This window comes from Cupriavidus sp. WS, assembly GCF_000395345.1.
Lineage (GTDB): Bacteria > Pseudomonadota > Gammaproteobacteria > Burkholderiales > Burkholderiaceae > Cupriavidus > Cupriavidus basilensis_B.
Window position 1 is genome coordinate 16,840 of the sequence record NZ_AQPL01000222.1, and the last position, 11,453, is coordinate 28,292.

The 11,453-nt window shown below is 62.0% G+C and carries 8 protein-coding genes; 2 read left to right on the top strand and 6 right to left on the bottom strand.

Going from position 1 to position 11,453, the window contains the following annotated elements:
• Window positions 1-92 precede the first annotated feature (92 nt).
• The 6 genes from K206_RS0118700 to guaB form a co-directional block, all read right to left on the bottom strand.
• The gene (locus K206_RS0118700; RefSeq protein ID WP_029043803.1) at window positions 93-2,729 is read right to left on the bottom strand and encodes an AAA family ATPase; all 2,637 of its coding nucleotides are present in this window, start codon (window positions 2,727-2,729) and stop codon (window positions 93-95) included.
• Window positions 2,726-3,850 (bottom strand): DNA repair exonuclease, encoded by a 1,125-nt coding sequence (locus K206_RS41700; RefSeq protein WP_081651444.1) that lies wholly within the window; start codon window positions 3,848-3,850, stop codon window positions 2,726-2,728. Before K206_RS41700 ends, K206_RS0118700 begins: the two co-directional genes overlap by 4 nt.
• 488 nt (window positions 3,851-4,338) lie before the next feature.
• On the bottom strand, window positions 4,339-5,628 hold the full coding sequence (locus tag K206_RS41705; RefSeq protein WP_020203917.1) for a tyrosine-type recombinase/integrase: 1,290 nt from the start codon (window positions 5,626-5,628) through the stop codon (window positions 4,339-4,341).
• Window positions 5,629-6,215: 587 nt separating this feature from the next.
• Window positions 6,216-7,835, bottom strand: a complete 1,620-nt coding sequence (gene guaA / locus K206_RS0118705) for a glutamine-hydrolyzing GMP synthase (protein ID WP_020203918.1) — start codon at window positions 7,833-7,835, stop codon at window positions 6,216-6,218.
• Window positions 7,810-8,421 (bottom strand): hypothetical protein, encoded by a 612-nt coding sequence (locus tag K206_RS0118710; RefSeq protein ID WP_029043804.1) that lies wholly within the window; start codon window positions 8,419-8,421, stop codon window positions 7,810-7,812. Before K206_RS0118710 ends, guaA begins: the two co-directional genes overlap by 26 nt.
• Before the next feature lie 125 nt (window positions 8,422-8,546).
• Entirely contained in the window at window positions 8,547-10,010 is a 1,464-nt protein-coding gene (guaB, locus tag K206_RS0118715; protein WP_020423833.1) for an IMP dehydrogenase, read from the bottom strand.
• A gap of 122 nt (window positions 10,011-10,132) precedes the next feature.
• Between guaB and K206_RS0118720 the strand changes: the two genes are divergently transcribed.
• Both K206_RS0118720 and K206_RS0118725 read left to right on the top strand, forming a co-directional pair.
• Entirely contained in the window at window positions 10,133-11,092 is a 960-nt protein-coding gene (locus tag K206_RS0118720) for a DMT family transporter (protein WP_020203921.1), read from the top strand.
• Between the two features lie 121 nt (window positions 11,093-11,213).
• On the top strand, window positions 11,214-11,453 hold a 240-nt coding region (locus K206_RS0118725), incomplete at its 3' end, for a DUF4124 domain-containing protein (protein WP_369796902.1).

The window sequence follows — 11,453 nt, forward strand, 5'->3', positions numbered from 1 at the left end:
CCTCTAAGTTCTTTGATTCGGCATTGTGCCGACACAATCCCAAAAGCTGCCATCCATGGCTATCCGTCAATCTGTCGCCGATTGGAAGCTCTCTATACGAGGCTGCGCGCGGCGACACCCAAGTCCTGCCACGCCTGCGGATGGCAACTAAAAATCAGAATCTGATGCCGGGCCGCCGCGTCATAGAGGACGCGCTTCATATGGCCATGGCGCTCCTGATCGGTGTTCACCAGCGCGTCGTCAAGGATAAGCAAAGTTGGTTTCCCCGCAGCCTGGAGCAAGTCAGCATATGCGAGACGCGCCACCACACCCATCTGCTCCCTGGCCCCCACGCTCAGTTCTTCAAATTCTCCACATTCAACTCCGTTGGTGTCCACCCTCGTAATGAGCCCGGGGGAGAGGTCCTCACCTACCTCGATGTGCGCCCCTGGAAACAGGATCTGCAGATAGTGGTTTAGGTGCTTTTGAAGTGGTGCCCGCAAGCGCCGCGCAAGGTCCAGGCGTTTTTCATTGAGCAGCTTTAGTAAGTGGTCCAGCGCCTTCGCCCTGCGATCTAGCTCAGTGCACCGCCGATCCACTTGCTCGAACTCTCGCTGCTTTTCCGCAGCAGCTTCCTCCTGCCCAAGAGCCCCCTTCGCCTCCAGGTCTGCCTCGAGTCGAGTGATGTCTGTGGCCCGCTGCGCGTGAGAAGCTTCAATCTGCTTTGCACTCCGGTCGAACCTCTCGACATCCTGCTGGAGCACCGGCAGATTTATCGTCTGCAGTCGCACGGCAAGTTCAGTAGCCCTACTTTGGGCCGTCGTCTGGTATGCGAGCGCATCGGTCAAGGCGTGACTCGCTTCCGCCTTTTTCTCTGCCCGTCGCGGATCGTTCAGGGTCACCTTGACAGCCACAAGCTCATCTTCCGCTGCTCTGACCTTTGCGCTCGCATCACTGACAGCGAGCTTCGCTTCGTTCAACTCTGCGGAAATATCAGCAAGGGCAGTCCGCGCAGCCGCCTCCTCTGACTCTGCCTGCGACACGACGGGCACCGACGCCTCGGCATAAGCAGGCGCTGTCATTGCATCAAGCACCTGCTTGGCTTCGGTAAGCTTGGTGGTTTGCGCAGTCACCTCCGTGGTCAGCGCGACAAGGCCCTTTGGGGCGTGGGCAGCAAGCACCGCCGCCGAGGCTTTGGCCTCGGCGGCACGCTGCCCCTGAAGACGTTCCCGCTCGTCGGCAGCGGCTAGGCTTGCAATCCCCAACGCCTGCAGAATAGATACCTGTGTATCCCGCAGGCGATCGCGATCACTAACAAGGCTCTCGAGGTCTTCTCCCCCCGGCAGGACAGTGATACGGCCTACGCCCTCAATGTCTATGCCAGTGCGAGCGACAACGGTCAAGCGTTTGGCCCCTGTCACCTCCATCTCTGCCATCCGAACCTTCGCACTTGGGAGTAGCTCAAACTCAAGAGCCGTAGAGATAGCGTCCAATCTCGCTTGTGCGGTGCGGAGCGTTTCGGAACATTCGCGCAGCCGCTTAAGCTCACCAGCAGGCATTGCAAGCGCCTGGGCATCGGCTTGTAGTTGTGTCAGCCTGTCTTGCTCGACTTGAGCTTTGCTTCGACTCGACTCGAGCGCAGCGACATGCGCTGTGAGGTCTTCAACGGCCTTTGCCTGGGCAACGCGGGCAGCCGCCTGGCGCGCTGCATGCAAACGTTCTCGCGCCTTGACGTCAGCTTGTACGGCAGCCGCTTGACGCGGCTCCCATGCCTGAAGCTGCCTCCGCGCCTGGCACAGCCCCTGTTGAGCAGCTTCCAAATTCTCCACACGCAGCCCGAGGGCCTCATCGTCTCGCGCCATGGTTTGGAGCTGATCGCGCAAGGCATTCACCTGCACCGTAGCCTGCTTCAACACAGCATCTTGCGCTGCCTTCCTTTCGGACAGCCCTTTGGCGTCATCCAATCGCGCTTGGGCGAGCGCCAACTGCTCACGCAACGCAAGCCAAGGGCGCGTATCGTTGTCACGGTCATGATCCCGGCGCAAGCCTGCGAGACGATCGACACCGGTTCGGTAGGCTTCAATGTCCTTGCGCAATACTTCTAGCTCAGTCTCAAGCGCCGAGCGACGGCTAAGAGCTTCCGAAAAAGCACCGCGTGGAGCCCCAGTGGACGGGGTAAGAAGCTCGTTACGCTCTGTCTCAACAGTCTTGATAATGACGTCTCCACTGGTGGCCGCCAATTCTCCCAGCGTGTCTCCAAGGGCGTTTCGCAGGTGATCACCTGCGAAACGCACAGCGTCAGAGATTTCGTGCGACGTTCCCTGCTTGATCCACAGGAGCCCTGGAATGCCCATGTGCTCCGGCGAACTGGCGCCTTTGCCAGCAAAGCGAAACCCTAGGAGCTCGCCTAAATGGTCTTCCGCGGCAGTTCCATCTATTGATTTGCCATCGATCTTCAGCTCGCAACGCTTTTTGCCCAAGAATGCCTTGGTGAGCCGTGCAGGTTTACTGCCAAGTTCGAATTCGATTTCGACAGTTGGCGTCGCCGAGCTGTCGCTCCAAGGCCGCAGCGACTCCATCGCACTGGACCGGTGTCGTTCGAAGAATGCCGCGCGGATAGCCTCTACCACGGTGGACTTACCCGACTCATTAGGGGCCACGAACAGGTTCAGGCCATCGACAAGGCCGCTCAATTCCAGTGGAGTACGAAACCGCTTGAAGTTCTCGATTCGCAAACGCTTGAGCTTCATGCTCCAGCTCCCGCACGAGGCCCCTGGGCGTCAAGCACTCGCGCCAGCGCAAGAATCGCGTCTCGCGCAAGCTCGGGGTCGCTACCGTTCTGCTCTGTTCGCAACTGCTGCAATACTTCTCCCACAAACCCGTCGACATGCAGCGCCTGAATGTCTTCTTCAGTCGGTTCCAGCCTCAATGCAGTACTGTCCCAGACCACGGCGCGCGCTTTGGCTCGTGCCGCGCCCAGCGCGGCAATGAGCTTACGATGCCCTGCCAAATTGCAGGTGCCAGAGACATGTACTTGCAGAACATCATCATTCCCCGCCGTGTTAAAAATGTCCACAATCCCGTCAATATCCGAGTCGACAGCCATCTCCGTTTCTAACTGAAGCCAGTTGAACTTACCGGTTCGCACCGCTTCAACAACGGGCACAGCTCCCTCCGCTTCGATAGAAACCCAAAGCGCTTGGCCCGAATCATTGGCCTTGAAACGGTCTGTCTCCGGTGTTCCGGCATACCAGGTCCTATCGTCGATGCGCTTGGTGCCATGCCAGTCGCCCAAAGCGAGGTAGGCCAGCCCCGCGTCTTGCGCCCTGTCAGCGGCAATCGGATTCGCCGAGTCAATCTCGCCAGGAAGAATTCCTTGCACGCACCCGTGCGCGATGCCGATCCGAGGCAACCCATCACCGCCGGGCGTTGTACCGAACCACTCGGTGAGGTCGCTATGAGTATGGCGTTGAGTGAGCGGCGCCGGCAGCAGGGTGAATTTTCCCGCTACGGCAACAGGCTCGGCTTTTAGGCAAAGGAGAACGTTACTGGGAATGGCATCTATGCGAAAGGCACGGGTCCAAACCGACTCGGTCAACGCGGCATCATGGTTGCCTGGAATGAGCACCCACGTGCCCGCAAAGCCTCTCATCGCATTAAACAGCCGTCGAATAGTCTTGTCGGAAACTGTCTGAGCATCAAACACGTCGCCTGCGACCAAGACGGCATCGACGCAGCGCTCGGTAGCGATAGCAGCCAGCCGTTCCACAACCACAAAGCGGGCCTCGAACAATGCAGCAGCGTCGTCAGGCTCAAATTGCGAAAAGACTCGGCCGATCTGCCAATCGGCTGTATGCAAGATCGAAATCAAGATGTCCCTCTCCTAATTCTTTCGTTATTCAGGGAACACGCCACAATGGCTAGCACGGTAGTCGCCCCGTACTCGGTCTCAATCGTAACAAAAAAAACCTAGGACACGAAAGCTAATGAAGATTGCAGCCTTCCTCATCCTTATCAAGGTCTAGGATGAACGGACCGAACCTTAGCGCGCCCAAAACAAAGAACACACTGGTCAGAGGTGGAAATGCTCTCGGATTGCAACGCACTCCCTCACAGCCTGGAACCGGACGCCGGGAAGCGGGCCGACACGAATCCGAAGCTCAAAAATGACGATCGCAGGGGAACTCCGAGTCGAATGCAGAGCCACTGAGTCGTTACGGGACACCATGAAAGCCATGAAAAGCGGGCTACGATGTTCGCAGCCCGCTCATTATGACAATCTTCGGGGTTTTGTAATGAAACGAAAATCACGAAGTAGCGAGAGTCGAACTCAGCGCCTCATAGTGACCTCCCCTACGACTATGCAGGGGAGCTCTCGCAAACCGCCACCTCATCACGTTTCCCATGATTGACCATCCAAGTTGTCGCCACGGGAGTCAAAATCGGCGTGTATGTTTCGCAGGCAGCCCATGCATCGACTATATTCGCCCATTCTTGAAGCATGTGACGACGCTGCTCGGCATATTCCGCCTTGTTGTAAATCGACCGAGAAGACCGTCCACTTTCATGTGCGAGGCACTTTTCGATCCAGTCACCATTGAAACCGGCCTCATTAAGCAATGTAGACCCCGTTCGCCTCAAATCATGGACAGTGAATGAATCCAATGGCAGCCCTGCGGCCTTCGCCCGCTCTGAAATGAGCTGCGTTACTCGATTCAAAGTAGCCTTGGACATGCATCGATCCGCGCTATAACGCGAAGGCAATATATACCTTGACCCAGCTGAATACGTACGCAGCGCGATCATGATGTCCATAGCCTGAGAAGATAGATACACGTTGTGCGCCCTCCTCCCCTTCATGCGGCTCTTCGGAATGGTCCATACAGCCGTCTCGAAATCGACTTCATCCCAAGTCGCCTCGATCAATTCACTCTTGCGGACCAAGGTCAGCAGGATCAGCCGCAACGCGAGCCGGATCGCCGAATGGGTCGGGACAAGTTCCAACTGCCGACACATCAGCTGGATTTCCTCAGGAGATAGCGCTCGATCTTTCGGCACGCACGTGGCAATAGACGCTGCACTGACATCATCAGCTGGATTGCTCACCTTCTCCCCATGAAGGTTCGCGTAGCCATAGACCTGTTTGATGATGTCACGAATGTGAACGGCCACCGTGGGCGCTCCTCGCTCCTTCACGCGCAGGCATAGAGCACGGAGATCCTCCGCTTGGACCTCGTTCAGGAGACGTTTTTTGAAGATCGGCAGGATGTCGCGATCCAGCACGCTCTTGCGCATCGCTCTAGTAGAAGGAGCCATGGCAGCCCCATAAAGCCAATGGACAGCGTGATCACCGAAGGTCTTGATCTCGGGCCCACGGGCTTTCTCGCGCTGTTTCTGGATGGCTGGGGAGATTCCATCGCGCACCAACCGCTTAGCTGCCGACAGCTTGTCCCGCGCAGCGGCGAGCGAAATTCCGCCGAAGCCATAACGGCCGATAGTCAGTGTTTCGCGCCTACCATTGATGCTGTAGTCGTATCGAAAGGAGATGAACCCTGTCGGTGAGATGGCCACGTACATCCCTTCACGATCAAAGACTTTGTAGAGGGACGAGCGAGGCTTGAGGTTCCGAAGGGTGAAGTCTGTAAGCATGTAGATTTCCTAAATTGAGACGGCCTGTTGCCATCACCAATCGCGAAACCTACAGATTTCCACTCAACACCGAGCGCCTAACCACTTGCTTGAGCACCAGACCCTGCCTCATACGGTCTCAAGCCACAGCCTTCAACGTCGCCACCCTAAAACAACCGGCAAACTGGCCGAAAAACGGCTCTCTGCCTTTTGCCAGCTTGTATGCAGGGGCATGGCGCCCTAAGCTACTTAAAACTAAAGAACCACGATGAATATCTGAAAGAGACGAATGCCTTCCAGCCAGACGACGTACACCTGCCCGCCAACCCGCATGAAACCTGACTTTTTTGACCGCAGCATACCGTGTCGCACGGTATCGGCAGACGGTATGGCACTTAGCCTAGCTCGGACCTAAGCTGAGAGCGCCATTTCTACCGTCGCCGATACCGTCGATTTCAGCGTCTCGCAACAATCGACCAAGAGAGGATGAAGAAGACGATTACCTTTTTAAATCAATAGCTTAGAGATAGATCACCGGCTATATTTCATCAACTTGCACATGCAAAACATGCCGTAAGTTTTTGATTTATAAGGAGTTTTTTCACCCCTCACTCCCACTCAATCGTAGCCGGCGGCTTCCCCGAAACGTCATACACCACCCGGTTCAAGCCACGTACCTCGTTGATAATCCGGTTCGAGCAACGCCCCAGCAACGCATAAGGCAAATGCGCCCAATGCGCCGTCATGAAGTCGGTGGTCTGCACCGCGCGCAGCGCGACGACGTAGTCGTAGGTGCGGCCGTCGCCCATTACGCCGACGGACTTGACCGGCAGGAACACGGCGAAGGCCTGGCTGGTCAGGTCGTACCAGCTCTTGCCGACCTGGGCGGGTTCGCACAGGCCGGCGGCGGCGTCCTGTTCGGTGGCGATGGTGGCGCGCAGTTCTTCGATGAAGATGGCGTCGGCGCGGCGCAGCAGTTCGGCGTAGTCGCGCTTGACTTCGCCGAGGATGCGCACGCCCAGGCCCGGGCCGGGGAACGGGTGGCGGTAGACCATCTCGGGCGGCAGGCCGAGTTCGACGCCGAGTTCGCGCACTTCGTCCTTGAACAGGTCGCGCAGCGGTTCGAGCAGTTTGAGGCCGAGCGTCTCGGGCAGGCCGCCGACGTTGTGGTGGCTCTTGATGGTGGTGGCTTTCTTGGTTTTGGTGCCGCCGGATTCGACCACGTCGGGGTAGATGGTGCCTTGCGCGAGCCATTTGGCCTTGCTGAGCTTCTTGGCTTCGGCCTGGAACACCTCGACGAATTCGCGGCCGATGATCTTGCGCTTGGCTTCGGGGTCGGTGACGCCGGCGAGGTGGCCGAGGAACTGTTCGGCGGCGTCGATGTGGACGACCTTGGCGTGCAGGCGGCCGGCGAACATTTCCATGACCATCTTGCCTTCGTTGAGGCGCAGCAGGCCGTGGTCGACGAACACGCAGGTGAGCTGGTCGCCGATGGCGCGGTGGATCAGGGCGGCGGCCACGGACGAGTCGACGCCGCCGGATAAGCCGAGGATGACTTCTTCGTCGCCGACCTGTTCGCGGATCCTGGCGACGGCTTCGGCGATGTGGTCGCGCATGACCCAGTCGGGCCGGGCGGCGGCGATCTTGAGCACGAAGCGTTCGAGGATGTCGCGGCCCTTGGCGGTGTGCGTGACTTCGGGGTGGAACTGCACGGCGTAGTAGCCGCGCGCTTCGTCGGCCATGCCGGCGATCGGGCAGCTCGGCGTGGAGGCCATGAGCTTGAAGCCGGGCGGCAGCTCGGCGACCTTGTCACCGTGGCTCATCCAGACCTTGAGCATGCCGTGGCCTTCGGGCGTGGCGAAGTCTTCCAGGTCCTTGAGCAGCGCGGTGTGGCCATGCGCGCGCACTTCGGCGTAGCCGAATTCGCGGTGGTCGCTCCATTCCACCTTGCCGCCCAGCTGCACGGCCATCGTCTGCATGCCGTAGCAGATGCCGAGCACCGGCACGCCGAGGTCCCACACGGCCTGCGGCGCGCGCAGCTGGTGGTCTTCGTAGGTGCTGGCGTGGCTGCCGGACAGGATGACGCCCTTGGGCGCGTACTCGCGCACGAATTCGTCCGACACGTCGTTCGGGTGGATCTCGCAGTAGACGTGCGCTTCGCGCACGCGGCGGGCGATCAGCTGCGTTACCTGCGAGCCGAAGTCAAGGATGAGGATTTTGTCGTGCATGATGGGCGGATGGCGTGTCGTCCAGCGCGGGCTCGGGCATCACCTCGGTGCCCGGGCCATAGCCGGGCGGCGGGGTGATACCGGGCTCTTGCCGGTATTCGGGTGATTGCGGCCGGCGTGCCGCGGGCGGCGTGCCGGCATCTTTGTTCTGCGCGTCTTTCTGCAGTTCGCGCTTGTCGCGTTCGGCGCGCTCGCGCACGCGCACGCGCTTGGCGGCGGGCAGCTGCACGGCCGCAAAGAAAGCGAGGACCGCGGCCAGCACCGGCAGCCAGATCTTGCCCGCGCCCTGCACCGGCAGGTCGAGCATGAGCATCCAGGCCACGATCAGGATCGCGCTGACGAGGTTGACCTGCCCGACCGTGCGCGCCACCGCGACCGTGAGCTGGCCGTTGATGGTGGCCTGCCACAGCAGCAGCGCCAGGCCGATCAGCGCGACGCCGAGCAGTTGCCCGTAGAGCGGGGGCTGGGGCTGCGGCAGTTGCAGCGCACTGTAGAGCGTCGTGAAAGGCGACAGCAGCAGGACAACGCCGAGCAGCAACTGCAGCAGGGCATCGAGGAACAGCACAGCTCGCAGCAATACTTTCATGAAATCTCCTCCGGTCAGGCGTGGGCCCGGCCTGGGGGCGCGGCCGGCTCGGCCCGGGGGAAACCTGTACCGGGCCGCGCGGCTGGCGGGGCGTCGCGCCCCGCGCAGCCACTGGTCGAATCGACTTAGTCGATGTAGTAGTTCGGCGCTTCCTTGGTGATCTGCACGTCGTGCACGTGCGATTCGCGCATGCCGGCGGCGGTGATCTGCACGAACTCGGAAGTCTCGTGCCAGCTGGCGATGGAGCTGCTGCCGCAGTAGCCCATCGAGGCGCGCACGCCGCCGCAAAGCTGGTGGATGATGGCCGTGACCGAGCCCTTGTAGGGCACGCGGCCTTCGATCCCTTCGGGGACCAGCTTGTCGACGTTGGCGGTGTTGTCTTCCTGGAAGTAGCGGTCGGCCGCGCCGTCCTTCATCGCGCCCACCGAGCCCATGCCGCGGTAGCTCTTGAACGAGCGGCCCTGGTACAGGAACACCTCGCCCGGCGCTTCCTCGGTGCCGGAGAACATGCCGCCCATCATGACCACGTGCGCGCCGGCTGCGAGTGCCTTGGCGATGTCGCCCGAGTAGCGGATGCCGCCGTCGGCCACCAGCGGCACGCCGGTGCCCTGGAGCGCCTCGGCCACGTTGGCCACCGCGGTGATCTGCGGCACGCCCACGCCGGCGACGATGCGGGTGGTGCAGATGGAGCCGGGGCCGATGCCGACCTTGACGCCGTCGGCGCCGTGGTCGACCAGCGCGCGCGCGGCGGCGCCGGTGGCGATGTTGCCGCCGATCACCTGCACCTGCGGGTAGTTCTGCTTGACCCAGCGCACGCGGTCGAGCACGCCCTGGCTGTGCCCGTGGGCGGTGTCGACCACGATCACGTCGACGCCGGCCTTGACCAGCAGGTCGACGCGCTCGTCGTTGTCCGGGCCCACGCCTACCGCCGCGCCCACGCGCAACTGGCCGCGGTCGTCCTTGCTGGCCAGCGGGTGTTCCACGGCCTTCTGGATGTCCTTGACGGTGATCAGGCCGCGCAGCTCGAAGGCCTGGTTGACCACCAGCACGCGCTCGAGGCGGTGGCGGTTCATCAGGCGCTTGGCGTCTTCCAGCGAGGCGTCCTCGCCCACCGTGACGAGCTTCTCGCGCGGGGTCATCTTGGCGCGCGCCGGTGCGTCGAGGTCTTCCTCGAAGCGCAGGTCGCGGTTGGTGATGATGCCCACCACGGACTTGCCTTCCAGCACGGGGAAGCCGGAGATGCCGTATTGATGTGACAATGCAATCACATCGCGGATCTTCATGTCCGGCGGGATGGTGATCGGGTCGCGCAGCACGCCCGACTCGTAGCGCTTGACGCGCGCCACCTCGCGGGCCTGGTCGGCCGGCTTCAGGTTCTTGTGGACGATGCCGATGCCGCCGGCCTGCGCCATTGCAATGGCCAGGCGGGCTTCCGTGACGGTATCCATTGCGGCGGATACCAGCGGAATGTTCAGTTCGATCGAACGGGTCAGGCGGGTGCGGAGGGAGACATCACGGGGCAGTACCGACGAATAGGCCGGCACGAGCAGCACGTCATCGAATGTGAGTGCTTTCTGGACAAGACGCATAGCAATTCCTCTAGGCGCAAAACCGAATTATACAGGAATGGCACGTTTCTTGATGCGCCTGCGAGTGCCCTTGTGCGAGTCTGCTATGCTCTTTGTCTTTTTTCCGGCATAGGCGGACCACGATGGGGATCGGCGTACTGTGCGGCCTGCTGGCCGGCGCGTTCTGGGGCATGGTGTTCATCGCGCCCAAGCTGCTGCCGGTCTTCTCGCCGTGGGAGCTGGCCATCGGCCGCTACCTGGCCTACGGGCTGGTGGCGTTCGCCGCCGCGCTGCCGCTGATGACGCGCATCGCGCGCAAGCTCACCCGCGCCGACTGCGTGGCGCTGCTGCGCCAGGCCTTCACCGGCAACCTGCTCTACTACGTGCTGCTGGCCTTCGGCGTGCAGCTCGCCGGCGTCGGCCCGACCTCGCTGATCATCGGCATCCTGCCCATCTCCGTGACCATCATGGGGCGGCGCGACCACGGCGCGGTGCCGCTGGCGCGGCTGATCTGGCCGCTGCTGGTGGTGGCCGCGGGCATCGCCTGCATCAACCTCGACCTGTTCGGCGGCGGCGCCGGCGCGCACGGGCCGGCCGCCGGCGAGGCCGCGCGCACGGTGTGGGAGCGCGTGGCCGGCGTGATGTGCGCGGCCGGCGCGCTGGTGTGCTGGACGCTCTATGCGGTCGACAACGCGCGCTACCTGCAGCGCAATCCCCAGTACAGCGGCAACGAGTGGTCGGCGCTGTACGGCATCTCCACCGGCGTGGTCTCGGTGGTGCTGGCCATCGCCGGCTGGCTGCTGGCCGGCGACCGCCTGGGCGACGCCGGCAGCGGGCGCGACTGGCAATGGTTCTGGATGGTCAACGCGGCGGTGGCGCTGGGCGCGTCGCTGATCGGCAACAACCTGTGGAACATCTCGAGCCGCCGCCTGCCGCTCACGCTGTCGGGCCAGATGATCGTGTTCGAGACGCTGTTCGCGCTGGCCTACGGCTTCGTGTTCGACCACCGCCTGCCGCGCCCGCTGGAGATCGCCGCCATTGTGTTGCTGATGGTCGGCGTGGCGTGGTCGGTGCGCTTGCACGCCACCGGCAAGTCTGCCTAAACTAGCGCCGCAGTCGCGGCGGTCCGGCCGCGCGGCCGCGATATTCCGATTCGCCGATTCGCCGATTCTCCGATTCCCGTTGCTCCCCGCAGGCTGTCACCCGACCCGACGACCCGAGCCAATGAAACCCATGCTTGCGCGCCTGACCGCGCACCTCGCCACGCACCCGATCGCGACCCTCACGCTCGCCGCCCTGGCCTGCCTCTGCCACCCCGCCGCCGCGCAGGCGCAATGGCAGTGGCGCGACGCCGCCGGCCGCACCGTGTTCAGCGACGTCCCGCCGCCGCCCTCGGTGCCGGTCGCGAGCGTCATCAAGGCGCCCGGCCGCTTTGCCGGCATGCTGCGGCCCGCCGACGCGGCG